This is a genomic window from Acidithiobacillus sp. TH-A35, assembly GCF_057473505.1.
Genome location: NZ_JBYCKR010000028.1, coordinates 1 through 24,014, shown reverse-complemented (window position 1 = coordinate 24,014; position 24,014 = coordinate 1). Strand labels below are relative to the sequence as shown.

22 protein-coding genes are annotated in these 24,014 nt (G+C 59.6%); 5 read left to right on the top strand and 17 right to left on the bottom strand.

Annotated features, from left to right (window positions below):
- On the top strand, nucleotides 1–1,607 hold a 1,607-nt coding region (locus tag AC2VNK_RS01405; RefSeq protein ID WP_486882538.1), incomplete at its 5' end, for a toprim domain-containing protein.
- Nucleotides 1,608–1,624: 17 nt separating this feature from the next.
- Nucleotides 1,625–4,030, top strand: coding sequence for a DNA topoisomerase IV subunit A (gene parC / locus AC2VNK_RS01400; protein WP_486882537.1), 2,406 nt, complete (start codon nucleotides 1,625–1,627; stop codon nucleotides 4,028–4,030).
- Between the two features lie 37 nt (nucleotides 4,031–4,067).
- Here parC and AC2VNK_RS01395 read toward each other — a convergent pair whose 3' ends face one another.
- The 10 genes from AC2VNK_RS01395 to AC2VNK_RS01350 all read right to left on the bottom strand — a co-directional run bounded on the left by AC2VNK_RS01395 (nucleotide 4,068) and on the right by AC2VNK_RS01350 (nucleotide 16,877).
- Nucleotides 4,068–4,634: an ANTAR domain-containing response regulator gene (locus AC2VNK_RS01395; protein WP_486882536.1), complete on the bottom strand. Its 567-nt coding sequence runs from the start codon at nucleotides 4,632–4,634 to the stop codon at nucleotides 4,068–4,070.
- Nucleotides 4,635–4,638: 4 nt separating this feature from the next.
- Nucleotides 4,639–4,986, bottom strand: a complete 348-nt coding sequence (locus AC2VNK_RS01390) for a sirohydrochlorin chelatase (RefSeq protein WP_291524423.1) — start codon at nucleotides 4,984–4,986, stop codon at nucleotides 4,639–4,641.
- 18 nt (nucleotides 4,987–5,004) lie between these two features.
- A complete protein-coding gene (cobA, locus tag AC2VNK_RS01385) occupies nucleotides 5,005–5,790 on the bottom strand; it encodes a uroporphyrinogen-III C-methyltransferase (RefSeq protein WP_486882535.1) in 786 nt (261 codons plus the stop codon).
- Between the two features lie 14 nt (nucleotides 5,791–5,804).
- Nucleotides 5,805–6,836 (bottom strand): DNA-binding protein YbiB, encoded by a 1,032-nt coding sequence (gene ybiB / locus AC2VNK_RS01380; RefSeq protein ID WP_486882534.1) that lies wholly within the window; start codon nucleotides 6,834–6,836, stop codon nucleotides 5,805–5,807.
- Nucleotides 6,833–9,619 (bottom strand): nitrate reductase, encoded by a 2,787-nt coding sequence (locus AC2VNK_RS01375; RefSeq protein WP_486882533.1) that lies wholly within the window; start codon nucleotides 9,617–9,619, stop codon nucleotides 6,833–6,835. Before AC2VNK_RS01375 ends, ybiB begins: the two co-directional genes overlap by 4 nt.
- Nucleotides 9,616–9,939: a nitrite reductase small subunit NirD gene (gene nirD, locus AC2VNK_RS01370; protein ID WP_486882532.1), complete on the bottom strand. Its 324-nt coding sequence runs from the start codon at nucleotides 9,937–9,939 to the stop codon at nucleotides 9,616–9,618. Before nirD ends, AC2VNK_RS01375 begins: the two co-directional genes overlap by 4 nt.
- A 7-nt stretch (nucleotides 9,940–9,946) precedes the next feature.
- Entirely contained in the window at nucleotides 9,947–12,400 is a 2,454-nt protein-coding gene (gene nirB / locus AC2VNK_RS01365) for a nitrite reductase large subunit NirB (protein WP_486882531.1), read from the bottom strand.
- Nucleotides 12,401–12,637: 237 nt separating this feature from the next.
- Nucleotides 12,638–13,876, bottom strand: a complete 1,239-nt coding sequence (locus AC2VNK_RS01360; protein ID WP_486882530.1) for an alginate export family protein — start codon at nucleotides 13,874–13,876, stop codon at nucleotides 12,638–12,640.
- A gap of 122 nt (nucleotides 13,877–13,998) precedes the next feature.
- Nucleotides 13,999–15,405, bottom strand: a complete 1,407-nt coding sequence (locus AC2VNK_RS01355; protein ID WP_486882529.1) for an MFS transporter — start codon at nucleotides 15,403–15,405, stop codon at nucleotides 13,999–14,001.
- Nucleotides 15,406–15,713: 308 nt separating this feature from the next.
- Complete coding sequence (locus AC2VNK_RS01350) at nucleotides 15,714–16,877, bottom strand: CmpA/NrtA family ABC transporter substrate-binding protein (RefSeq protein ID WP_486882528.1); 1,164 nt, start codon at nucleotides 16,875–16,877, stop codon at nucleotides 15,714–15,716.
- Between the two features lie 339 nt (nucleotides 16,878–17,216).
- Here AC2VNK_RS01350 and AC2VNK_RS01345 point away from each other — a divergent pair, with 339 nt between their 5' ends.
- Nucleotides 17,217–17,906, top strand: coding sequence for a Crp/Fnr family transcriptional regulator (locus tag AC2VNK_RS01345; protein ID WP_486882527.1), 690 nt, complete (start codon nucleotides 17,217–17,219; stop codon nucleotides 17,904–17,906).
- Nucleotides 17,907–17,935: 29 nt separating this feature from the next.
- Here the strand turns inward: AC2VNK_RS01345 and AC2VNK_RS01340 are convergent, their stop codons facing one another.
- A complete protein-coding gene (locus AC2VNK_RS01340; protein WP_486882526.1) occupies nucleotides 17,936–18,331 on the bottom strand; it encodes a DUF488 domain-containing protein in 396 nt (131 codons plus the stop codon).
- Between the two features lie 322 nt (nucleotides 18,332–18,653).
- On the opposite strand from AC2VNK_RS01340, the gene AC2VNK_RS01335 reads away from it, so the two are divergent.
- A complete protein-coding gene (locus AC2VNK_RS01335; protein WP_486882525.1) occupies nucleotides 18,654–19,163 on the top strand; it encodes a hypothetical protein in 510 nt (169 codons plus the stop codon).
- Between the two features lie 48 nt (nucleotides 19,164–19,211).
- Here the strand turns inward: AC2VNK_RS01335 and AC2VNK_RS01330 are convergent, their stop codons facing one another.
- Nucleotides 19,212–19,658 (bottom strand): biotin/lipoyl attachment domain-containing protein, encoded by a 447-nt coding sequence (locus AC2VNK_RS01330; protein ID WP_486882524.1) that lies wholly within the window; start codon nucleotides 19,656–19,658, stop codon nucleotides 19,212–19,214.
- Complete coding sequence (locus AC2VNK_RS01325) at nucleotides 19,655–20,113, bottom strand: hemerythrin domain-containing protein (protein ID WP_291523887.1); 459 nt, start codon at nucleotides 20,111–20,113, stop codon at nucleotides 19,655–19,657. The genes AC2VNK_RS01330 and AC2VNK_RS01325 overlap by 4 nt, the downstream gene beginning before the upstream one ends.
- A 103-nt stretch (nucleotides 20,114–20,216) precedes the next feature.
- On the opposite strand from AC2VNK_RS01325, the gene AC2VNK_RS01320 reads away from it, so the two are divergent.
- Nucleotides 20,217–20,462 (top strand): thioredoxin family protein, encoded by a 246-nt coding sequence (locus AC2VNK_RS01320; protein ID WP_014029440.1) that lies wholly within the window; start codon nucleotides 20,217–20,219, stop codon nucleotides 20,460–20,462.
- 18 nt (nucleotides 20,463–20,480) lie between these two features.
- Here the strand turns inward: AC2VNK_RS01320 and AC2VNK_RS01315 are convergent, their stop codons facing one another.
- The 4 genes from AC2VNK_RS01315 to AC2VNK_RS01300 form a co-directional block, all read right to left on the bottom strand.
- Nucleotides 20,481–21,464 (bottom strand): 2Fe-2S iron-sulfur cluster-binding protein, encoded by a 984-nt coding sequence (locus AC2VNK_RS01315; RefSeq protein ID WP_486882523.1) that lies wholly within the window; start codon nucleotides 21,462–21,464, stop codon nucleotides 20,481–20,483.
- A gap of 63 nt (nucleotides 21,465–21,527) precedes the next feature.
- A complete protein-coding gene (locus AC2VNK_RS01310) occupies nucleotides 21,528–21,989 on the bottom strand; it encodes a globin domain-containing protein (RefSeq protein WP_291523895.1) in 462 nt (153 codons plus the stop codon).
- A gap of 124 nt (nucleotides 21,990–22,113) precedes the next feature.
- Nucleotides 22,114–23,283: an HlyD family secretion protein gene (locus AC2VNK_RS01305; RefSeq protein ID WP_486882522.1), complete on the bottom strand. Its 1,170-nt coding sequence runs from the start codon at nucleotides 23,281–23,283 to the stop codon at nucleotides 22,114–22,116.
- A partial coding sequence (locus AC2VNK_RS01300; RefSeq protein WP_486882521.1) for a TolC family protein occupies nucleotides 23,280–24,014 on the bottom strand: 735 nt, incomplete at its 5' end. The genes AC2VNK_RS01305 and AC2VNK_RS01300, both read right to left, overlap by 4 nt.

Below are 24,014 nucleotides of genomic sequence, written 5' to 3'. Positions count from 1 at the left end.
ATGCCCTGTCCCAGCGGGTGGAAGTCGAGATCAAAACCCGCGACCCCCAGGGATCGGGGAACGGTCGCTATCGCCTGGTGTTTACGCAGGGGGATGTGAGCGAAGCGCTGACCCGACTGGAAGACTGCGGCCCGCGCACCCATGGCACGCGGGTTCAGGTATGGCCGGACGGGCAGTATTTCGACTCGGCCAAAATCAATATCCGCGAGCTCACCCATCTGCTGCGCGCCAAGGCCATCCTCCTCCCTGGCCTGCAAGTGAGCCTCACCCTGCCGGAGCAGGAACCCGTCGTCTGGAAATATAGCGAAGGTCTGGCGGAATACCTCGCGGAAATCGTCGCTGATATCGAACTGGCCACGGCGATTTTTGCGGGAGCCTCCTATCAGGACGGGGACAGTAACGGTTTCGCGAAAGGGGAGGGCGCGGGCTGGGCGCTCTGTTGGATTAACGGCGCCGCCCCTAACCCGGAAACTTACGTCAATCTGATCCCGACGCTGGACGGCGGTACCCACGAGTCGGGCTTTCGGGCCGGGGTTTTTGAGGCGGTGCGCAGTTTTATGGAGCACCACAGCCTCGTTCCCGCCAAGCTCAAACTGGTACAGGATGATGTTACCGGTAAGATGGCGCTGGTGCTGTCGGCTCGCGTGCTCGATCCGCAGTTTCAGGGGCAGACCAAAGACAAGCTCACCAGCCGCGACGCCCATAAGCTGATGGCGCAGACCGTGCGTGATCCGCTGGAACTCTGGCTCAACAGTCATCCGGATGCGGGGAAGGCGATCGCAGAGTTGGCGATCCAGAATGCCCAGGCTCGTACCCGCGCCGCGCAAAAAATCGAGCGTAAGAAGGGCTCGGGCCTGGCGACACTTCCCGGCAAACTGACGGATTGTGAAAGTGAGGATATTCAGCGCAATGAGTTGTTTCTGGTCGAAGGGGACTCTGCCGGCGGTTCCGCCAAAGCGGCGCGCGATAAAGAATATCAGGCCTTGCTGCCGTTGCGGGGCAAGGTGCTCAATACCTGGGAAGTGGATGCGGACCAGATCTTCAAAAACCAGGAAGTCCACAATATGGCGGTGGCCCTGGGCATTGAGGCACACAGTTTTCAGGCGGACCCGGATCGGGTGCTGGCCGGGCTGCGCTACGGCAAAATCATGATCCTGTCCGATGCCGATGTGGACGGCAGCCATATTCAGGTGCTGATCCTGACCCTGTTCCTGCGGCACTTCCCGGCGCTGTTGCAGCGCGGCCATGTGTTCGTGGTCAAGCCGCCTTTATACCGGGTGGATACCACCTGGCGCGGTAAGGCCCGTAAAATCTACTGTGAGGCCGAGGCGGAGCGGGACGCGGCGATAGATCGCCTGCGCACCGAAGGCGTCAAGGAAAGTGCCATCTCGGTGCAGCGTTTCAAGGGCCTGGGTGAGATGAATCCGGATCAGCTCTGGGAAACCTCCATGTGCCCCGACACCCGTTCCCTTGTTCCGTTGTCCATGACGGCTGCCGACCAGGCGGCACTGCATACCCGCTTCGGCCTGCTGATGGCCAAACAGTCCGCTGGCGGGCGTCGCGAATGGATGGAGCGGGATGGCTGGACGGCAGATATTGATATTTAAGGCGAGGAGTTTCAAGTATGGCTAACACCCGGGATCTTTTTGATCTCATCGGTAATGCGCACTCCCCGGAAACCGGGGCGGTCACCGGTAACGCTCCCGCGCTGGTGTCACCCGAAGCGGTGCAGGAAGTCGCTGCATTATCCGCGGCCTCGCCAGCATCACCGCCTCCGCCATCCGGGGATGCTGCCCCGGACTCTGGCGAACCTCCAGAGCCGCCGCTCGCGGGATATGCCGCGCGTGCTTACCTGGCCTACGCCATGAGTGTGGTAACCGGGCGGGCGATTCCGGCGCTGGCCGATGGCCAGAAACCGGTGCAACGGCGGATTCTCTATGCCATGCGCGATATGGGGCTGCAACGCTCACCGAAGCATGTCAAGTCCGCCCGGGTGGTGGGCGAGGTGATCGGCAAGTGGCACCCCCACGGCGACACTTCGGTGTATGACGCCATGGTGCGTATGGCCCAGCACTTCACCTTGCGCTACCCGGTGGTGGATGGGCAGGGCAACTTCGGCTCTCTGGACGGCGACTCGGCCGCCGCCATGCGCTACACCGAAGCCAATCTGACCCCCATTTCCGAGTTGCTGCTGGCAGAAATGGACGAGGGCACCGTCGATTTTCGCAGCAACTATGACGGTACGCTGGAAGAACCCGTCACCTTGCCCGCCCGGTTGCCCTTCCTGCTGATGAACGGCGCCTCCGGCATCGCGGTCGGCATGGCTACAGAGATTCCGCCCCACAATTTGCGCGAACTGGCGCAGGTCTGTGCGGAGTTGGTCTTGCGCCCGGACATGGCCGATGACGAAATACTGCAGCAGATTCCCGGTCCCGACTTCCCTGGCGGTGGCCAGATTATCTCGACGCCCGGGCAAATCCGCGAGGCCTATCTGTCGGGGCGCGGCAGCATCCGGGTGCGTGCCCGCTGGGAGGTCGAAAAGCTGGCGCGCGGGGAGTGGCGTATCGCGGTACAGCAACTGCCGCCGGGGGTGTCCACCGCACAAATCCTCTCGGAGATAGAAACCCTTTCCAACCCGCAAGCCAAAGGGGAAGGCAAAAAAAAGGCGCTTACCCCGGAGCAGCAGACGACAAAAAACGCCATGCTGTCCCAGATGGATACCGTGCGCGACGAGTCGGGCAAGGCCCATGCCGTGCGGATCGTCATCGAGCCGCGCTCGCGCAATCAGGACCCGCAGAGTCTGATGACCTACCTGCTGGCCCGCACCTCGCTGGAATCCAATCAGTCGGTGAATCTCACGGTGCTGGATCTGGATGGCAAAGCACCGTGTATGCCGCTCACCCGGATATTACGGCAGTGGGTGCGCTATCGGGTGACTACCGTACGGCGGCGTAGCCAGTTCCGCCTCGACAAGGCCCTGGCGCGCATCCATATTCTCGAAGGCCGTTTACGGGTGCTGCTGGATATTGACGCGGTGATCCGTGTAATCCGCGAGTCCGACGACCCCAAGGCCGACCTCATGGCCCATTTTGATCTCAGCGAGATTCAGGCAGAAGACATCCTGGAGATTCGCCTGCGGCAACTGGCGCGACTGGCCGGCATTGAGCTGGAAAAGGAACTGGCTGACAAACGGGAAACGGCCGCGTACCTGAGCGCGCTCCTGCAGGACGAGTCCCGACTGCGGGCACTGATTGCTGAAGAAATCACCGCCGACGCGAAAAAATTCGGGGATGATCGTCGCACTCTTCTGGAAGCCGATACGGCGATCACCAACAAATCCATCCAGACCATTGCCGCTGCCGTCACCGACGAACCCGTTACGGTGATCGTCTCGCAAAAGGGCTGGCTGCGTACCCGCTCCGGTCACGGACTGGATACGACGGCTCTGGGGTTCAAGGAAGGCGATGCCTTGTTGCAAGCCTTCGAGGTGCGATCTGTAGATACGCTGGCCTTGTTGGATAATTCTGGGCGTGCCTATTCTATCGCCGTGGCGCAAATACCCGGTGGTCGCGGCGACGGCATTCCCGTGTCGAGTCAGGTGGATTTTCAGCCGGGCGGCGCGCTGGCATCCGTAGCCTGCGGCGCCAGCGACAGCCTGTGGCTGGTGGCCGGAACCGGTGGCTATGGATTCCTGACCACCCTGGAAAAACTGACTGGACGCAATCGGGCGGGCAAGGTCTTTTTGACCTTGAGCGCGGATGAGCGACCGTTGCCGCTGGTGCCGGTCACCGACCTTCAGGCAGAAACACTCTGTTTGTCTTCAGACGGGTATGGCCTGCTGTTTCCCCTTGCCGAGGTCAAAAATCTGCCCAAGGGCAAGGGGGTCAAACTGATCGCCCTGAGTGCGTCTGCCACCTTGCAATTCCTGTCGGTTTATCTGGAGGGTCAGCCCTTGCCGCGCGGATTGCGGAAAAATCGCGTGGACGCCTGCCGGGGTCGGCGGGGAGGGCGGGGCAGGGCGGCGCGTTGATATGCTCTGGTCGGAGTGATCAAGGTGCAAGACGTGGTTAAGGGCAAATAGCAATCACCATCTCCGCGATCTCCGCCAGCTTTTTGCCCTTATCCATGGCGAGGCGGCGCAGGCGGCGGTAGGCCTCGGCTTCGTCAATCTGCATGTCGCGCATGAGGAGGCCTTTGGCTTTTTCTACCAGCTTGCGCTCGGAAAGGGCGTTCTGGGTGTCTTTGAGTTCCTTGCGCAGTTGCCGGTATTCGGCATAGCGTAGAGCGGCGACCTTGAGGATGGGGGCGATGTCGCGGGCGGAGATGCCGTGGGCGACGTAGGCGGCGACCCCGGCGCGGATGGCGCGGCGCATGGTGTCTTCATCTTCGGGGGCGCCGAGGACGACGACGGGCAGTTCCAAAGTCTCGCTAAGGAAGACGATGTGTTCGAGGACGTCGCGTTCCGGTGTGCCCGCTTCGGCGATGATGACGTCGGGTTGCAGTTTTTCCAGGCGCTGCCAGGAAAGCTCCGCCCACGAGAAAATATCGGCGATCTGATGGCCCTCCAGACTGAGCGCCGCGCGCAGAATCTCGGCGCGCTCGGTGTTGTTGTCAATCAGGATGATGCGGTGCATGGGTTCATTGCAAGGCTTGCAGCGCGGCGCGGATAATCATTTCTGATTCGCCCAGAGGGCCGTCGATGCGGATCTCGCAGCCGGGCAATTCGGCCTGGAGTTGGGCGACGAGGGCGGGTAAATCTTCCTGCAAGTGTCGGCCACTACTCCAGAAAAGCGGCGAAATACGATACTGGCGCAGCCCGGCTGCATAAGCTTCGCGCATGGCCTCGTCCAGGCCCGGGGTCCATAATTCCAGATAGCAGAGGATGATCCGCCGCTGCGGCTGGGATACCTGCAGGCGCGCGGCAATCACCTCGAAGGGGAATCGCCATTGGGGGTTGCGTGAACCGTGAGCCAGCAGGAACTGCACTTCAGGCAAGGTAACTCCTTAAGGTTGTTGCAGTAAGTGGCGCGCCGCCTCTTCTGTTCTGGGCAGCCAGGCACAGAGATCGGCGAGATCAACCACGGCCCCGATAATCAGAATGGCCGGGCTGCCCAGTCCGGCGCGGACGATTTCCGCACTAAGCTGTGCCAGGGTCGCCCGTACCTGTTTTTGTTCCAGGGTGGCCCATTGTACGGCGAGGCAGGGAGTTTCCGCCGCGAGGCCGCCTGCCATGAGTGCCGCGCAAATGCCAGCCGCCCGCTCGATGCCCATGTAGATTACCAGAGTATCGGCTGCTTGGGCGTAGCGCGACCAGTCCGGTGCTTTGCCGCCGCGTGCTTCATGACCGGTGAGAAAGAGCACCGACTGGCTGCGGTGACGATGGGTGAGCGGCACCCCCGCATAGGCTGCTGCCGCCATGCCGCTGGAGATGCCGGGGATGATTTCGTAATCGATATCGGCGGCGCGCAGGGCCAGGCACTCCTCGCCGCCGCGTCCGAAGAGGAAGGGGTCGCCGCCCTTCAGCCGCACTACCCGCAGACCTTGCAGCGCGGCGCGGATGAGTTGTTCGTGGATGAGCAATTGCGGGGTCGAGTTCTGGCCGCCACGCTTGCCAACCTCGACTTTGCGGCAACTGTCCGCCGCCATGTCGAGGATCTGCGGGTTGGCGAGGGCGTCGTAGAAGATGATCTCCGCCTCGGCGATGCGGCGTGCCGCCCTGAGGGTCAGCAGTTCGGGATCACCGGGGCCAGCGCCGACGATGGAGACTTTAGGGAAGGAGGGCTTTTGCATGCTGAGGTCTCCGGCTATTCCGCATTGCTGGAAAGTGTCTGGGACAAGAGCGCTCGGGCACTGTCCACGTCCGCGCTGCGGCCGCTGAGAGAGAGGAGGCAGAGCGCCTGATCGGCCAGCGGCGCGGGCAAAGGGGTGCGGCCGGCAAGGACCTGCTCCATGAAGCGGCAGGTGGCGCTAACGCTGTGATCCTCGGGCAGTACCGGGATCTGGGCCAGCGGCTTATCGTCTTTGGCCATCCACAGGGCGCAATTTCCCGCCACACAGGTGTGCAGGTCGGGGCGGCGTTTGGGGTTGGCGAAGGGTTCGCCCTCGGTGCCGCGCAGGCAGAGGGCACTACGCCCGGTTGTGCTAAAAAAGGCTTGCAGAAGCTCCAGATAAGGCGGGTGGGTGACCCCGGCGCAGTGTACTGCAGATATTTGGAAAGGATTGATGAGTTTGACGACGGTATGCGCGCTGGAGCGGACGCCGAGTTGCTGGCGGAGCTGGAGCATCTGGCCGATGCCTGGGTGTAGTTGCTCTATCGGCAGGTAACTGAGACCCTGTTGCTGCAACAGTTTACTTGCATGCGCGCTATCATGGGCGATGGGCAGACCGAATCCAGCAAAAATCTGCGCACTGCTGACCCGTCCGGAGGGATCGTGGTCGGTGAGTGTCATAGCGTTCCCCGCCGTGCTCACTGCCGGGCCGTGCAGTAATACCGGCACGCCGCAACGGGCGAGAATCAACGCCAGCAAGGGCAACAAATTGGCGCCGCGCAGGGTCCCGTTGTAGCTCGGGAAAACCACCGGGCGATAAGTACTGTCGATGGAAACGGGCAGCAGGCTCGCCTCACTGGCGCTGACAAAACCGCGCAGTTCATCTACGGATTCGCCCTTGATACGATAGGCGGCCCACAGGGCTCCGGCCACGAGGTCACGGAGATCGCCTGCCAGCCAGGCGGCAAAGAGGGATTGGGCCTCTTCCAGGGACAGGTCTTCGGCGTGTTCGCGTCCACGTGCGACGCGGCCGACGATCTGATTCAGGTTCAGGGGTATGGTGTTCATGAGACCTCTTGGCGCACGCGGCGGATAATGTCGAGGATTTCCGGTTTGCAGGAGCCGCATTCGCCGCCCGCACCACAGACCTGCGCAATCTGGCCGAGGGTGAGCGCGCCCGCTTCGATACTCTGCCGCAGGGTGCGCTCATCCACTCCGGCGCAAGCGCAAACGCCCCGCGAGCCCACCCATGCGCCCATATCGACGGGCACTTTGGGGGCGAAGAGGGCGTGCCGGTAGGATTGGACGTCCGCGGCGCTTAACAACAGTTCACGCAGCCAGTCGCGGGTGGCGTCTTCCCCGAAGAGGCGGGCGGCATGGAGCTGGTTGCCCCGGATGCAGAGGCGTTTGCGCACACCGCGACGGCCATCATCATAGTCGAGAATGTCGATGCCATCCATACCCAGTACTTGATCCCAGGCGTGAATCTCGCCGGCTGCCGGGGCCTGTTCGCCAGCGAGGCGGAGGATAAAACCCTCGCGTTCGCCCCGACGGATGCGGCTGAGGCTCGCATAGGGGAATTGCCGGGCGATACGCTGGGCGGCGTGAAAATAGATATCCCGATCGTTCAAGCGCAGGATCGTACCCTGCCAGGGGAAAATCACCGGCTCCACCCGCACTGCCGTGTGCTTGAACTCCGGCTCGCCGGAAATGGGATCAATGGCAGCGAGAGTCAGTTGATTGCAGAGGGCGGCGGGGGCAAAGCGGCGCCCGAAGTGCATGGGGGCGAAGATCAATCCCGGTTGCAAATCGCCATTGATGCGCACTCGGAGGATGTTGCTGCCGCGCCGGCTACTAACTTTGGCGAGGACATCGCTGCTGAGGTTCAGGCGTTGGGCGTCATCGGGGTGTATTTCGAGAAAGGCTTCTTCGTCGCTGGCGAAAAGGGCCGCCACCTTGCCGGTGCGGCTCATGCTGTGCCACTGATCGCGCAGGCGACCGGTGGTCAGGCGCAGAGGATAATGGGCGTCGATTTCTTCGGCGACCCCGAGGTATTCCGGGCTGCGGAAACGGGCGCGACCGCTGGGCGTCGGGAAAATGCCGTCGGCGTAGAGGCGAACCTGCCCTGCTTGCGCGCCCTGCGGATAGGGCCATTGCTGCGGCCCCAGTTCGTCCAGCACGCTGAAATCGAGGCCGGTGATGTCCAGATCGCGGCCCCGGGTGCATTCCCGGTATTCCAGAAAGATGCCGGCGGAGTCGGCAAAATCAAACATACGCCGGGCGCGATTGGCCCAGGAAGCGTCTCGGGTGCCCGGCAGTGGGTGATCGAGGGCATCCAGTGCCTCACCCAGCGCAAAGGCGAAATCCCGGAAGATGACCCAGTCCGGCAGGGCGCTGCCCGGCGCCGGAACAGCAGCCTGCAGGTGGGTGATGCGCCGTTCGGAGTTGGTAACCAAGGCATCGCGCTCGCCCCAACTGGCAGCGGGGAGCAGAAGATCGGCATAGGCGGCGGTTTCGGTGCCGAGATAGCTGTCCTGCAAGATGACGAGGCGGGATTTTTTTAGAGCGCGCTGTACTTGTGTCAAATCGGGCATGGACAGCACTGGGTTGGTGCAGGTGATCCAGATCGTTGCAATCTCGCCGCGTTCCAGCGCCTGAAAAAGGGGCACGGCGGTGTAGCCGGGCTGCGGATGCAGACTCTCCACGCCCCAGAGCTCCGCGATTTCGGCGCGGTGCTCCGGGTTGGCCACTTCGCGGTGACCGGGGAGGAGGGCGGGCATGCCGCCAGTTTCGCGCCCACCCATGGCATTGGGCTGCCCGGTCAGGCTGAAGGGGCCAGCGCCGGGTCGGCCGATTTGCCCGGTGGCCAGGTGCAGGTTGATAAGAGCGACATTTTTGTCGGTACCGTGGCTGGATTGATTGAGCCCCTGACACCAGAGGGAGAGGGCAGCCGGGGCCTGCCCGAAGGCCAGCGCCGCGGCGCGTAGATCGGCGAGCGGAATGGCGCAGGTCTCCGCCACCCGTTGGGGGGTGTAGTTTTGCACCCGCGCCTTGAGTTCTTCCCAGCCCTCGGTATGCGCCTCAATGAAGGTGCGGTTGACGAGCCCTTCCCAGATCAGGATATGCAGCATGCCGTGAAAGAGGGCGACATCGGTGCCGGGCTGAATCGGCAGAAACACATCGGCGATGGCCGCCGTCGGCGTGCGTCGCGGGTCGGCGACGATAATCCGGAGCTCCGGGCGGCGCACTTTGGCTGCCTCGATGCGGCGAAAGAGAATCGGGTGGGCGTAGGCGACGTTGGCGCCGACGATAAAAAGACAATCGGCGCTGTCGAGGTCTTCATAGCAGCAGGGCACCGAGTCCATACCGAGGCTGGATTTGTAGCCCGTCACCGCCGAGGCCATGCATAGCCGCGAGTTGGTGTCGATATGATTGGTGCCGATAAAGCCCTTGGCGAGTTTGTTGACGAGGTAATAATCCTCCGTCGGCAATTGCCCGGAAACATAAAAGGCCACGGCCTGCGGACCCTGGGTATGGATGATCCCGGCCCAGGTGCGGGCCATCTGGGTCAGCGCCTCCGACCAGTTCAGGGGCGACCAGTCTTCGCTGCCGCGCTGGCGCTGCAGCGGTTCACGGGCGCGATCCTCGCCCGTACTGCTCAGGTGCAAATTGCTGCCCTTGCTGCACAGTTGTCCAAAGTTGGCTGGATGATCGGGGTCGCCACGCACGCCGGTAATGTGCTGGCCGTCATGTTCGATAATGACCCCGCAGCCGGTCCCGCAGTAGGGGCAGGCCGACTTACTCTCCAGACGGCGCAGGGGCTGCATGAGCTGCGGCCGTATCAGGGTCACGGCGCCACCCACTCCAGCCCGAGCCAGACCTGCTGATCCTCGACTCGTACTGGGAAGCTCTTCACGCAGCCATGATCCGGCGCCATCGCCTCGCCTTTCTCCAGATCAATCTGCCAGTTGTGCAGCGGACAGAACACCGTCTTGCCGGAGACGAAGCCCTCGGCGAGGGGGCCGCCGCGGTGCGGGCAGCGATTGCTGACCGCAAAAACTTCGTCATTTTCATTGCGCAGGATGGCGATCTGCCCCTGGGGCGTATCCACATAACGGCCGCCGAGGGCGGGGATTTCTGCAATACTACCGAGTTCCAACCATTCCATCATGATCACCTCAGGCAGGGACGCGGCGCAGGGGCGCGGCGTGAATATCCAGACGACCGGAAACTGCTTCCGCCCAGGGATCTTTTTCCTGTGACAGGGCGAAGTCCATGCGTGCGGCAAGCTGCTGCCGGGATTCCCTGTCCCCCACGACGACGGCCTGGATATGGTCCAGGCCAACCCGCTCTACCCAAGGCGCAGTGCGCTCCAGGTATTGGGCATCTTCCCGGTACATTTGCAAAAAGGCCTTGGCCATTTCCAGGACTTCCTCGTGGGTTTTCACCTTGCAGAGGAGGTCGGCGGCACGCACCTTCATGCCGCCATTGCCGCCTACGTAAAGTTCCCAGCCGGAATCGACCCCGATAATGCCGAAATCCTTGATGGTGCTCTCAGAACAGTTGCGCGGACAGCCGGAGACAGCAAGTTTGACCTTGTGTGGCGCCCACATGCGCTCCAGTCTTCGTTCCAGCTCAATGGCCAGACGGGTACTGTCCTGCACTCCGAAGCGGCAGAATTCAGTACCCACACAAGATTTGACGGTACGCAGGGCCTTGCCGTAGGCGTGCCCGGAAGGCATGCCCAGCTCCGCCCAGATTTGCGGCAAGTCTTCCTTTTTCACTCCGAGCAGGTCGAGACGCTGGCCGCCGGTAAACTTCACCATCGGCACGTTATGGCGCTCCGCCACTTCGGCGATGCGCTTGAGCTCCGCAGGACTGGTTACTCCGCCGTAAATACGGGGAATCACTGAATAGGTGCCATCTTTCTGGATGTTGGCATGGGCGCGCTCGTTGATGAAGCGAGACTGGGCATCGTCCAGACCCTCTGCTGGCCAAGCGGTGCGCACGTAGTAATTCACCGCCGGCCGACAGGTAGCGCAACCGCCGGGGTGCCGCCAGTCCAGACAGGCAAAGGTCTGCCGTACGGAGAGGAGCTTTTGCTGGATAATGGCATCGCGAATCTCTTGATGGCTGAAATCGGTACAGCCGCAGAGCGCCTTTTTTTGCGGGCTGCTGTCATAAAAACCGCCGAGGGTGCTGGCCAGCAACTGTTCCACCAGCCCGGTGCAGGAGCCGCAGGAGGCACTGGCCTTGGTGCATTTGCGCACTTCCTCCAGTGTAAACAGGCCTTGCTCGCGGATGGCTCTGACGATACTGCCCTTAGCTACGCCATTACAGCCGCAGATCTCGGCCCCGTCGGCCAGCCGCGAAGCCTGGTTTTCACCGGCATGGCCAGAGTCGCCCAGATGGGTTTCGCCGAAAACAATATTGTCGCGGAAGGCGGAGACGTCCGTGCCATCGCGCATGAGCTGAAACAGCCATGGACCGATGCTGGTATCCCCATAAAGCAAACCGCCGACCACCTTGTTGTCCTGTAAAATAACTTTCTTGTAGATACCCTGACTACCATCCAACAGGGTAACTTCCTCATACCCTTCGCCCCCCATAAAGTCTCCGGCAGAAAACAGTTCAATTCCCGTGACCTTGAGTTTGGTACTGGTGACCGAGCCCTGATAACGCATCCGCCCGTACTCGGCGAGATGATTGGCGGCCACCTTGGCCTGTTCAAACAGCGGCGCTACCAGCCCGTAAGTCTGGCCGCGATGCTGCACACACTCGCCGACGGCATAAATGCGCGGGTCGTAGGTTTGCAGGGTGTCATTGACCAGAATGCCGGTTTCGCATTGCAAACCTGCAGCCTGGGCGATGGCAATGCGCGGTTTGATGCCGATAGTCATCACCAGCACGTCCGCCGAAATCTCACTGTCATCGGCAAAACGCAGGCCGGTGACGTGGGTATCACCGAGTATCTCGGCACTTTCCTTGCCGAGCAGAAAGCGCACTCCACGGTCCTCCATGGCCTTCTGCAGCAGGGCACCGCCACGGGCATCCAGTTGCTTGTCCAATGGCCAGGCACGACGATGCACCACGGTCACTCCCATGCCCCGCGCGCGCAGCCCATGGGCGACTTCCAGTCCCAGCAGGCCGCCACCGATGACCACCGCTTCGCCACCCAGCTCGCTGCTGCGGGTGAGTTGTTCTACATCGGACATATCCCGATAGCGGAGCACTCCGGGCAGATGGTTGCCGGGAATGGGTGCAATAGTTGCCGCCGCTCCGGTGGCTAACAACAGACGATCGTAGGGCGCGGAGTATCCGTCTTCGGTCAGCACTTGCCGCTTCACCCGATCTATGGTCGTCACTCGGCTTCCGGTGTGCAGAGTAATTCCGTGTTCCGCATACCAGTCCAGAGGATTGAGAATGGTTTCTTCCAAAGCCATCTCCCCGGCGAGCACCGGGGTGAGGAGAATCCTGTTGTAATTGGGATGGGGTTCATCCCCAAAAACGGTAATCTCGTAGAGTTCCGGCGCCATTTTCAGCAGTTCTTCGACAGCGCGAATACCCGCCATGCCGTTGCCGACCACCACCAGACGCGCTTTGCGATGCTGTACAGCTACGGGGTTCATCATTTTAAGGCTCCCGAAATAGAAAAAAGGCGTAGTCAGCCGGATTGCTGACGACGCCTTTGCCGTTTTGCACTATAACGATCATTGTGGATCGCATTGTAAATTTTCAAGCAATAGTCGTACCTGATTTTATGGCAAACAAAAACAGATAGTTATGGTATACACTGCTGTGCTCTGACGTATTATGGTGCGGTCGCTGGTGCAATTGCATCAAAACAGTGCAACTGGGTGACGCTGCGGCTAGAATTTCGCCGTCACGAAAATCCACGCGCCCTCGGTATTCACTCCGTAACTGATGCGCCGGTAATCCGCGTACTGTACCCCGGCACCCCAGTGTTTGGAAAAGCTGCGGGTGGCCGACAAATCCAGCTCGTGCCCATATTGCGCACCCCCACGGTTGGCCTGGAAATCATAATAAATGGCCGTCAGTTGGGTGCCCATGAGCTTACCGCCGAGGGTGCAGTACAGGCTACGCAAACCTTTGGGCGGCGTGGTCAGAAAAACTTCTGCCCAGCCATTAAAGGCGTGTTTGGTGGCGAGCGGCGTTTGGAAGCCGTAACTGCCCTGACTATTTGTCCCCATGACCATGTAGTCGGCATGCAGCCAGAGCTCCGGCAGCGCCAGACCGGCGCCAAGGTGATAATACTGGGCATTCACCGCCGCACTCCCGCTGTCATAAGGTAACTGTTTGGCATAGCTCAGGTCGTAGGGCAGGTGCAGAGCGTCCCCCAGAGGAATGGCGCCTTGCACTCGTACGCCCAGCGTAGTGCTGTTACAAACCTGTGCATTACCCGCCAGAAAACATGCCGCCGCTCCGGGAATGGCGCTATGCGCCTGATTCCCATAGCCATAGCCGAAGGCTTGAGCATTCAGTAAGGGGGATGGTGTCCAGCTCACCTCACTGAGAAAGGTTCGCGATGGCACATTTTCATTGAGGATGTTTTTGATCCGCCATATATAAGCCCCGTAAAGTGTCAGATCGGGCAGTGCTTCGTCCTGCACCGAGACAGCATCGAAACTCTGCGGCGTCTGCCGGAAACCCACCGCACCAACAAAGCGTTCGTCATCCAGATTAATTTCCTGACGACCGGCGCGCAGGCGCAGACCGGGAATGCCCGCATACTGGAGATAAGCCTGGTTGACGTTGGTTTCCTCTGGATCGGGAATCAGTGAATAGGCTGTTTTACCGTTTTTCAGGCTATTGTATTGATTGACGATCCCGGCCACATTGATGAACTGCAGATCGGCGCTGATCCCGGCGACGGGCTTGCTCTCCAGACCGAGCAGGGTTTGCACCGTGAAGGCATTGGCGTCGTTTTTGTTCACCTGAGACATGAATTCATAGCGCGGACGAAAGTCGAGGTTGACCTGGCCACGGCTGATGGCATTGGTCAGGGTGTCTGCGTGAGCGGTGCTGGCCAGCAGGGCAAAGAGGGCGGCAGCGTAATGATGACGTCGATGTGAAAAGGATTGCGACATGGGTTTCTCCAGTATTTTGAGGATATTTCTGTGAGGACCCGCGGAGGTCTGGGCAAGCGTTCCCTGGCGCGAAGATTGTGCGCTCGAAAAGTATCCTCCGCGGGGGCGTTGAAGCCGGGGGGTTAGTCGCTTATGGCCGCTGCGCTTTGCAAAGTGGGGGGGGTGACGGCGTCCGGGGCGGCGACTGCATGCTGTGACCACGGCAGCCAGTGGCGGCGCATGGCCAGTACCAGCCCCAGTGCCGTTGTGGCGAGGAGGGCGAAGCAGGCGAAGCCAAGGTGATAGGTCCCGGTTTCCTCCTTGGCAATACCGAGGATTACCGGCAGGTAAAAACCCCCGATCCCGCCCGCCGCACCAATGATACCCGTCATGATCCCGGTCTTCAGCGGCCAGCGCAGGGGTACCAGCTGAAAGGTCGCGCCATTACCCAGCCCGAAGCAGGCATAAAGGCAGAGCAGCAGGGCAGCGGCCACGGCCAGCGACGGGGTCCACAGGGCAAAAGCGGCGTCCGTCAGGGCGATGCCGCCGAGAAACCAGCGTAAGGCGAGAACACCGGAAACCCGGTCGGCGATGATCCCGCCCAAAGGCCGCAGCATGGCACCGGTAAAGGCGAACAGCGCCATCATCATGCCCGCGTCCACTTTCGGCAGGTGATACAAAGACACCAGCAACAGACTGATGTAGGCAGACATCCCTACGAAACCGCCGAAAGTGACGCTGTAGATGAGGATGATGACCCAGGTGTCGCGCTCCCTGAGGGCCAGGCGGTAACGCTGCGGCAGCACCGAACCAGCGAGCAGCACCCCGAAGACCGGCAGCATCAGCAGTGCCGCCTTGCCGTGCAGCCCGAGCCAACCCAACGGTGTCGCCACCGCCAGAAAGGCCAGCCCGACCAGCGTTACCGCAAAACCCGCCAGCGCCTGTCCGACGTGCCCGCTTTTCGGCGCGCTGTCCTTACCCCAGAAGAACATTGTTACCCCGGCCAGTGCCAGCAGGGGCAGGGCGGCGGCTGTGGCGTGGCCCCAGCCGAACTGGGCAGCCAGCGGCGGAAACAGAAAGCCATCCAGCACCGCACCGATGTTACCAGCCGCCGCGATCCCCAGGACCGTCCCCTGTACCCTGGCGGAATAATTGCTCCCCGCCATGGGCAGGGCCACCGCAAAACTCGCACCCCCCACACCGAGCAGAATGCCGAGGACAATCAGCAGGGGAAAGCTGGGCGCCTCCGCATAAAAGAGCAGGAAAAGTGGGGGAATGGCGGAGAGGGCAATGCCAGCGAGCGCCAGCCAACGGCCGTCCATGGTCTGATAGAGATTGCCCATACCGACCCGTAAAATTGCCGCCGCCAGCACCGGCACGGCCACCAGAAAACCCTGGTCCGCTGACGTCAATCCCATGGTTTTGACCATGTACGGCGCGAGGGGTCCGTAGAGCAGCCAGACTGTGAAACCGGTATCGAAATAGAGAAAGCTGGCAACCAGTGCCCGCCAGTTGCCGGTGCGCAGCAGCGTCAAAAATTCTTTCATCATGGCCTCCTTAAAGGCAGAGTGCTGGACATGAAAAAAGGCGCTCCTGGCTGGTGGGCCAGGAACGCCTTCGTTCCAAAACGCTGTCCGTCGGTGAACAGTGCTCGTGAGTCTTTAAGCAGTTATCGTGCCATTATCTGCGTTGTGCGACCGAACGTGCTGGCGCTGTGCCGCCGCGCGGCGTATTCACAGGACATTCTGCCGAAAAATCACAGGAATGCGGGGGCGCGAAACCCCTCCGGGTAGCGCGGGCGATGCGCAATACCGGTGCAGATGCACCAGAATTTCGCATCATCATGGTGCAAGCGGCTTTACGGCAGCACGCTGCTCCCGTCAAAAATGCGGCTGGTACCCATGCGGATCGTGCCCCCCTGATCATCCGCCAGCAACCAGGGCTGTGCTTCCCCACCCCAGGCCACGAAATCCTCTTTCGGCACAGGAATCTGCAGGGCATAGGCCGCCTGCCGGTATTCGGCGCAGCGATACACACTCGGAATGAGCGTCGCGGCATCCGCACCCTCCGGCCATTGACCCGCCGCCTGCATCTGCCGCACCAGCCAATGCGCATGGGAATGCCAGGGAAAATTCGCTGAATAGCGCGTAAACACATGAAAATCCTCCCGCTGCGGCAAGCCAGGCACCGAGCCGGTCAGTGCCAGTGCGACGACTTCTGCAGGCACATCAATGGCCGCCGCCACCCAAGGTGCCGCCTCCAGCCGGTGTTGTGGGTCATCCAGCCAGCGCCCTGCCGCCAGTACCGCGCGAATCAGGGCCTGGTGTACCTCGGGCTGCGCCAAAGCCCAGTCCTCGCGCACTGCCAGCACCTTCTCCATTATGTTGTTCCAGAGCGCGTAACTGCTGACAATAGGCATCCCGACCCCTTCGACCGCAGCCAGGCTCCCCCACGGTTCACCAACACAATATCCGTCAATCTCGCCGGCGCGCAGCGCCTCTACCATATAACGCGGTGGCACCACGCTGATCTGCACCTGTGTTGCCGGATCAATGCCCGCCGCCTGTAGCCAGTGGCGCAGTTGATAATGATGGTTAGATACCGGTGACACCACCGCAAAGCGCAGCTTGGCGGCGGGTTTGGCCTGAATGACCTGCTGCAAAGCCAGACCCGCCAGGAGGGGCTGGTCACCGCCCGTCAGGCCTGCATCTGACAAACGCTGGTGCAGCGTGGTGCTCACGGTGATCGCATTGCCGTTCAAGGACAGTGTCAGCGCTGTCATCACCGGTACCCGCGGTGAGGCGATGCCCAGTGTTGCTGCCAGCGGCAGCGGCGCCAGGGCATGCGCTGCCAGCAGATCACCGAAAAGCAGATGATCGCGCAAACTCGCCCAGGACGGTTCCCGCTGCAAGACCACCTGTAGACCCTGTTCGGCAAAGAAGCCGCCCTCGCGGGCCACAATCAGCGGCGCGCTATCGACCAGAGCTACGTAGCCAACGCTGAGAGAGTGTTCACGCGCCATGACAATTTCTCCAAAATAAGCGGCACCTACAAAAAATCCTCGCAGCCCAGAATCAGGTAGCGAGGACGTCGTTGTCCAGAATGTTTTAACTACAGCAAGAAACACGCCAATCGTTTCACTCGTTGCTTCGCTTGTTTGGTCTTTTCTATCCATGATGGATGGCAAAACGCCATACAGCCATCTGACCGTACGCACCTGTCCTGGATGACCTCCGCCGCGCCGCAAGCGGGACATTTCATCCACATAGTTCCTTACGCCGGCCAAGGTGGTTGACGGCGAGCAAGTGGCAAGAGATGCTGATCTTCCTGCCCGTCCCATATTCTGGAGAAAGTGCTTCCCATGGAGAATAACAAGGAGGTGTTGCTCCCCCGCCTGCGGCAAACTCCGCTCTTCGCCGCCTGGCCCGAGGACGTCATCGCGCCGCTACTGGCGCAGTCCCGGCCGCTGACTCTGGAGTCAGGAGATATCCTCTTTGCCGAGGGATCGTCGGCCCGATCCTTCTATTTACTGGCATCGGGGCGAATTGATCTGAGTGCGGCGGCGGCGACCGGGCAGGAGAAAATTGTCGAAATCATCCAGCCCGATGATCTTTTCGCCGAGGCGGTGGCCTTTCTCGGCGGCCGCTATCCGGTGACGGCGCAGGCCGATGCGGCGACCACGGTGCTGGAGATTCCACTGGGCCTCTTCGTCGAGAGCCTGGAGCAACGGCCATTGTTGATGCGCCAGATGCTGGCGCGCCTCAGTATGCGCCTGCATTTTTTGGTCAAGGAACTGCGTCATCTGAGTGTGGAGTCGGCGGAGCAGCGGCTGGTGAGTTATCTGCTGGAGCTGTGCCCGATGGTAAATGGCCCCACGGCCATCGAACTCCCCGCCAAGAAAGCGGTGGTGGCGGCGCGTCTGGGGTTGACGCCTGAGACACTGTCCCGGGTGCTGACCCGCATACGCAAGGCAGGACTCATAGAAGTGGAGCGCCGGATCATTGCCATCCCTGACCCGCTCGCTCTGCGGCGCTGGGTCGAAGGGCATTGAGGCGATGTGCCTTGATGTCCTGCCACCATTCAGGGCGCGTCGGGGGTTGGTTCCGCCAATGTCTGCAGAAAATCGCGGAGCACCAACGCACCGTTGTGCTCTTGGTCGTGGGCAGCATAGAGCAGGATAACAGGTGCCCCGGCGGCTTCGGCCAGCAGCGTCAGAGCGGCTTCTTTTTGTGTGGCCAGTTCCGCAAGGTAGCGGCTGCGGAATTCGTCCCAGCGCTCAGGATCGTGGGCGAACCACTGGCGCAGGGCGGTGCTGGGGGTGAGGTCTTTGGGCCAGGCGTCCAGCGAGAGGTCGGCCTTGCGCACGCCACGAGGCCAGAGGCGCTCAGCCAGTACGTGGTAGCCTCCTATGGGCAGGGGACGCGCATATACGCGCCAAGTCGAGATTTCAATATGCTGAGAGCGGTCTGAAGTCATTTTAGTCATTACTCATCAGGTTGCCGTCTTTTTGCAGGCGGAGCAGCAATAGCGAAATAAATTAACCCAGTATATTGGCTGGGATTTCTTGACCTGGATTAAGGAATTATTGAGTATAGCAGTCAAAATTACTATGACTCTGCAGCCGTTGAAGAGGAGGTAAAGTCGTGATGCTATCTCTGGAACCCATTGTGGGCATGGATCGAGTCCATGTGGCATTGGAAAATGGAGAAATATTTCCCCGCCGCCGAGGGATTACTGGACAATGGCAAATGCGCACAGATGGGTGCGGCGATGGTGTGACGGGGGACAAAATAATCGTATGACCACGACCCGCCGCCCTCGCTGGGCATTGTTCATCCTTCTGGGTGTCGTGCTGACGGTAACCATGCAGATACTATCGGGCTTTTTGCTGGGTGCGGGGATGCACTGGATATTTTCCTTTCATGTCGCGGATGGTCTGGTGGCCGGCGTTTTCATCATGGGGGAGTGGGGTTGGTTGCTTGCGACTCCGCAGGGAAACAAGGTCATGGCGCGCATGTTTTTATTCTCGACAGAAACTCGGTATCAATTGGGACGACAGATCCGTGGAGAGATAGGCTTTTCGGCCTCATTTCGGAAGGGGCTCGATGCTCCAGTGCAAGGCCTTTTCCTGATTTTCGCCAGCATCACGGTGGTTATCGGTATTCTGCTGTGGCAGAAACATGGTGGATGCCTTCCATGGCACCGCGTGTTGGCCGTTATCCTGCTGGTTTTGTGGTTGCTGCACCTGATTTTCAGCATCCATGACCATTGGCGGCGTCGCGGGCCTGACAAAGGAGTCCCGTCATGACGCATGCGGTAACGGAATCCTGCATTATTATCGCCGTTCCCAAACAGATCAGTCAGAGCAGCGCATACACTGCACACCGTAACGCTTGATCCAGGCTTCCAACGCTTCAATAGCGTCGGGTCCGGTTTTGACATTATCCAATGCATGTTGCGGATCATCGGGTTTTATCCGGGCGATCCAGGCGTCGCTATAGGGAGCAACATTAATCAGGTGCGGGTCCTCCAGCAGCGCTTCATTCCGTGCTATGACTTCACCTGCAAATGGCGCTGGTACGCCGCCTGCCCATTTACCACTTTCCAGTGTGGCCACATGCCGTCCTGCATCCAGATGGGTGCCGATTTTTTTAATTCTGGCCTTTTGTAAACGCCCCGACATGGTTTGGGCGGGATCCGTGACCCCAATAGTCAGTGTGCCGTCATCTTCTGGGCGCACCCATACATAGTCGAGATCGTAAAACAGATCCTCAGGCAATTCACAGCCGTGATATTCACTCATGATGGTGTCTCCGCTTCACAGGCCAGAATGCGTTTGCCCGCTGCTTCACCACGATCCGGTAAGGCGGCTGCGAGATAGGGATAGAGTTCCATCTCTTCCTTGGCATCGTGTTGTTTGAGAATGGATTGCACCGTGCTCAGTAGATCATCGAAGGTTTCCGCATCCTGATCCTGGATGGCTTCAGCCATCTCCTCAAAAAATATCCGCAAATCCTGATGGCCCTTACGTAGCAATGCTGTCAGTGGATGATCGTCACCACCCTCTTTACGCTCGAAGGCTGGGAAAAGCGTGCTTTCTTCCACCACCATATGGCCATCAACAATCCCGTGACGGAATACCTCTAGTAAATGGGCAGCCTCCCGCCATGCCCCAGTCGAAACAGCGTGTGCGCTCTGTCCCAATAGTTGATCCAGGCGTTCATGATCGTGTTCCATAATCTGGTCTATATCGGCCATAACGTTCTCCATCGTGTGAGAAATGATGTTGGGCGGCGTGAGCTATGCTAGTATCTGAACGTGTACCCATAATATTAGACTGGTATTGTTGATAAGGTGAAATATGAAAGTACAAATACTGGTTTCAAAGTGGTGTCCTGTTTGCCCCCAAGCAGAAAAAGTTTGGAAAGAAGCTTCCCAGAAAGTGCCTATGGAGCTGGAAGTGCTGGATGTTGCTGATCGTGAAGGGCGCGAAATAGTCAGTAACCTGCGCATTAAGACCGTTCCGGCCATCGTGGTGGATGGCGCCCTAAAGACAGTAGGTGCGCAGCCTTTGGGGGAAGTGCTGAAGATGCTCGGCGCATCATAAACGCGGTATCGTAGAACACTATCCATTAGGCGCAAAAGCATCGAAGTGAATATGGTCATGCTGCACTTCATGGGAGAGCAGCAGGTCGATGGCGGCTTCTATCATGCCGGGGCTACCGCAGAGATACACTTCATGATCCTTCCAGTGGCCGTTGGCGGCAACCGTGGGCAAGAGTCGGTGGGCGCCGGTCCAGGAGGTGTCATGCATATCGGAAAGTGTCGATGTGATGGTGATATGCGGATATTGTTGCGACCATCTGGCCAGTTCTTCCAGATGATAAAAATCGGCCTGTTTTCTGGCCCCGTAAAAAAGATGGATAGGCCGGGTCCGCCCCAAGTCGATACTTTCCTGAATAATCGCCTCAATGGGGGCCAGACCGGTTCCGGCGGCAATACAGAGCATATCACGGTCATTATCCGGGCATAGTGTGAATTGGCCCTGTGCAGCGCCCAGGGTTAATTCATCACCCGTTTGCGCGGCATGAAAAAGCCATTGGCTAAATACGCCGCCAGGTAATTCACGGATATGAAAAACCAGTTCTCCGGTGGAATCCGGTGGCGTCGCCATGGAATAAGAGCGCCACTGATCTGGGCGCCCCGGCACCGCTACGCGGGCATATTGTCCGGTCCGGTAGGGATAAGGCCGTTCTGGCCGCAGCCGTAACTCCAGTACATTCCAGGCCAGTGGTGTGAGTCGGGTAATCTCGGCCGTCCAGGTGTCCTTCGGAACCACCTCGGCACGCAAACGCAGGTCACTACGTGGATACAGTTTACAGAGAATGGCCATGCCAGCGGCACGTTCCGTGGATAGGAGCAGCAGGGGCATAAAAGGCCCCTGTTCGCTGGCGCCGGACAAAATGGTGCCTTTGCAATCACCGCAGGAACCACTGGCACAACCATGTTTGATGGGAATTCCGTGTTGTTTCGCCGCTTCGACAATATTTTGGCGCTCATCCGCCATAAAGTGGATGCCGGATGGCTCCAGACAAATTTCATATTCCATAACGGATATACCTCAAAATAATGGCGTACCTGAGCAACCGGTACGCCAATAGCAAGGTGTCTATCAGACGGCGGGAGGTACGTCGTCGATGGTCACTGGGACGAAGCGGGAAGGGGCCATGGCCTCGTAGGCTGCCTCGATGCAAACGGTGGAGGCCAGGTTGTATGCCTCAATCCAGGATTCTGCCATTTCCTGCGTCCAGGCCGCACCCAGGAAGTGCTTCAGGGTATTGAGCAGGCTTTTGCCGACAATGGGGTAATGTTCCGGGCGGGTATCGTATTTAATGTGCCCGATACCGAGTTCCCTCAGATAGGGGACCAGCACTTCCATGGTGTTGATATTGGTGGCGATCAGAATAACGGAATTGAAAAGGCGTACCCGCTGCTCCGTCATATCCCCTGGAAACATTTTCCGCACTTCAGGGAAATGGGTGAACATATGGTTATAAAAATATTCGGCAACCTGAACGCCTAAGTCCTTAACTGCCGCGCCGCTGGATTGGATGAGTTGGATATTGATCGCCATCTGTTGTTGCTCCTTGTGGTTGAACCGTGGATTTACTTCAGTAAAACGCCGTACGTTTTGCAGCTTAGCCGGTTGCCTGTGTGCATTCCTTGATTTCGGTCAAGTTTGGCTAAGTCACGCCGGCCTACGCGTTATCGCGGATAATGGCGGCGGCGCGTTGCTGGGCATGCCGTAACTCCCCATTGTATATAGCAGTTTGGTATCCTCGTACCGGTGTGGTAGTGAGAGCTTTGAGCACAGAATGCTTTTGTGAGCGCGTCCAGTGAATCTCTGCAACCATGGAGAGTCCGGGCCGCAGTGGATGCCTGGCGAGTTCTGCGGCGGGTAATGCGATACGTACCGGCACCCGTTCGACGATATGGATGTAATTTCCGGTGGCATTCTCCGGCGGCAGGATGCTGAAGGCACTACCGGCACCCGGCAACAGCCCCAGAACTTTACCGTGATAATGGACATCGCCGCCATAGTAATAACTGGTCAATTGAACGCGTTGTCCGGGGCGGACATGCCGCATGGCGGTTTCTCTGACGTTGGCTACGACCCACAAATCATTGAGGGGCACCACGGAAAATAGGCGCTGACCGGGGTGCACCATCAGTCCGGGGTAGGCGGCGCGCTCCGCGACATAACCCGATACCGGTGCACGGATAACTCGGCGTTGCCATTGAATATCGGCCTGTTCGAACTGCGCCGCGGCCTGGCGCACGAGGGGATTCGTTTGCAGGGTGGTGCCCGCTATGATGGCTTGCGTGCCTTTTAGCGCCGCTTGGGCCGCTGCTACTTGTGCTGTCGCAGCAGCAATTTCGTTTTGCGTGTCTTCAATGCGGATGGCGGAAACAGCGCCACTCGGCAGAGATTGTTTATAGCGGATTAAATCGCTGCTTAATTTGTGGAGTTCGGCGTTTTTGGCAGTGACGCTCTGTTGCAGTGCGGTGACCTTGGCGAAATCTCTGCGTACCTGCCTGACCGTCGCTGCCAGATGCGCCCCTGCCTGTTGCAGTGCGAGCTGGGAATGATTGGCCTGAAGGGTAGCCATTACCTGTCCGGCGTTGACGAATTCGGTATTTTCTACTAGTACCCTACTGATGGTACCGGCCGTTTGGCTATTCACCGGCGTAATATTGCCGGAGACGTAGGCATCGTTGGTTTCTATCCGGTACTGCCCCCGCAAAAACCACCACGCGGCCCAGATCAATCCGGCAAGTACAAAAATGAGGGTAACGAGCACCAGCATCCGGGTGCGTTTTTCCGGTTGGATGGGAGAACTCGAATGTTCGGGCTTTTGCACGCTCATGTGGGATTTTTCCTCGGAGTGTATCCGCCGCCCAGCGCTGAATGCAGCAATACCCAGGATTGCGCATTTTGCATCTTTAAGGCCAGCAGTTGATTTTTTATTTCCGTTTCCTGAATCTGCGCGCTATAGGCTTCTGCTTTATCCGTAATTCCAGAATGAAAGGCAGATTCAGCCAGCGCCGTGGTATGCTCGGCGGCGAAAATCATCTGCCGTTGTGCCCGGAGTTTTTTGCGTATCTGCCGCCAGGTGGCCAGACGACCGGCAACCTCGCGCACTGCGTCGAGGATGGTGGCGCGATAATGGTCTTCCGTGGCTAGATATAATGCATTTTTCTCCTTCAGTTGGGCGCGTAATCTCCCCCCTTCGAAAATGGGCAGGGATATGACCGGGCCAAGGGCGTGTGCGAGATTGCCGGGACTGAACAAATCTCCCAGGTGAATGCTGTTCCATCCCGCAAACAAGGCGATATTCACATCGGGATAAAAGGCCGCGCGTGCCGCGCCCACCTGTTGCGCCGCGACTTCTGTTTCCCAGCGCGCAGCGACTATATCCGGACGGTGCGCAATGAGGCGTAGGGGCAAATTCCGGGGCATGGTGATCGTGGATAACGTGGGCAACGGCTCTGCCGGAATATCCCGCCCCCAATCGGGTCCGTGTCCGGCCAGTGCCGCCAATATGTAGCGCTGTTGAGCAACGGCTGCCTGCATGTCGGCTACCGACTGGCGTGCCCC

Bases quoted from the DNA above. Each gene is read 5' to 3' on its own strand.
- AC2VNK_RS01350 (WP_486882528.1), bottom strand. From the start codon at position 16,877: ATGGCGCGTGAACACTCTCTCAGCGTTGGCTACGTAGCTCTGGTCGAT.
- AC2VNK_RS01330 (WP_486882524.1), bottom strand. From the start codon at position 19,658: ATGAGTGAATATCACGGCTGTGAATTGCCTGAGGATCTGTTTTACGAT.
- ybiB (WP_486882534.1), bottom strand. From the start codon at position 6,836: ATGAACACCATACCCCTGAACCTGAATCAGATCGTCGGCCGCGTCGCA.
- AC2VNK_RS01315 (WP_486882523.1), bottom strand. From the start codon at position 21,464: ATGGAATATGAAATTTGTCTGGAGCCATCCGGCATCCACTTTATGGCG.
- AC2VNK_RS01340 (WP_486882526.1), bottom strand. From the start codon at position 18,331: ATGACTTCAGACCGCTCTCAGCATATTGAAATCTCGACTTGGCGCGTA.
- AC2VNK_RS01335 (WP_486882525.1), top strand. From the start codon at position 18,654: ATGACCACGACCCGCCGCCCTCGCTGGGCATTGTTCATCCTTCTGGGT.
- AC2VNK_RS01345 (WP_486882527.1), top strand. From the start codon at position 17,217: ATGGAGAATAACAAGGAGGTGTTGCTCCCCCGCCTGCGGCAAACTCCG.
- AC2VNK_RS01325 (WP_291523887.1), bottom strand. From the start codon at position 20,113: ATGGCCGATATAGACCAGATTATGGAACACGATCATGAACGCCTGGAT.
- AC2VNK_RS01320 (WP_014029440.1), top strand. From the start codon at position 20,217: ATGAAAGTACAAATACTGGTTTCAAAGTGGTGTCCTGTTTGCCCCCAA.
- cobA (WP_486882535.1), bottom strand. From the start codon at position 5,790: ATGCAAAAGCCCTCCTTCCCTAAAGTCTCCATCGTCGGCGCTGGCCCC.
- AC2VNK_RS01360 (WP_486882530.1), bottom strand. From the start codon at position 13,876: ATGTCGCAATCCTTTTCACATCGACGTCATCATTACGCTGCCGCCCTC.
- nirD (WP_486882532.1), bottom strand. From the start codon at position 9,939: ATGATGGAATGGTTGGAACTCGGTAGTATTGCAGAAATCCCCGCCCTC.
- AC2VNK_RS01395 (WP_486882536.1), bottom strand. From the start codon at position 4,634: ATGCACCGCATCATCCTGATTGACAACAACACCGAGCGCGCCGAGATT.
- AC2VNK_RS01310 (WP_291523895.1), bottom strand. From the start codon at position 21,989: ATGGCGATCAATATCCAACTCATCCAATCCAGCGGCGCGGCAGTTAAG.
- AC2VNK_RS01355 (WP_486882529.1), bottom strand. From the start codon at position 15,405: ATGATGAAAGAATTTTTGACGCTGCTGCGCACCGGCAACTGGCGGGCA.
- nirB (WP_486882531.1), bottom strand. From the start codon at position 12,400: ATGATGAACCCCGTAGCTGTACAGCATCGCAAAGCGCGTCTGGTGGTG.
- AC2VNK_RS01305 (WP_486882522.1), bottom strand. From the start codon at position 23,283: ATGAGCGTGCAAAAGCCCGAACATTCGAGTTCTCCCATCCAACCGGAA.
- parC (WP_486882537.1), top strand. From the start codon at position 1,625: ATGGCTAACACCCGGGATCTTTTTGATCTCATCGGTAATGCGCACTCC.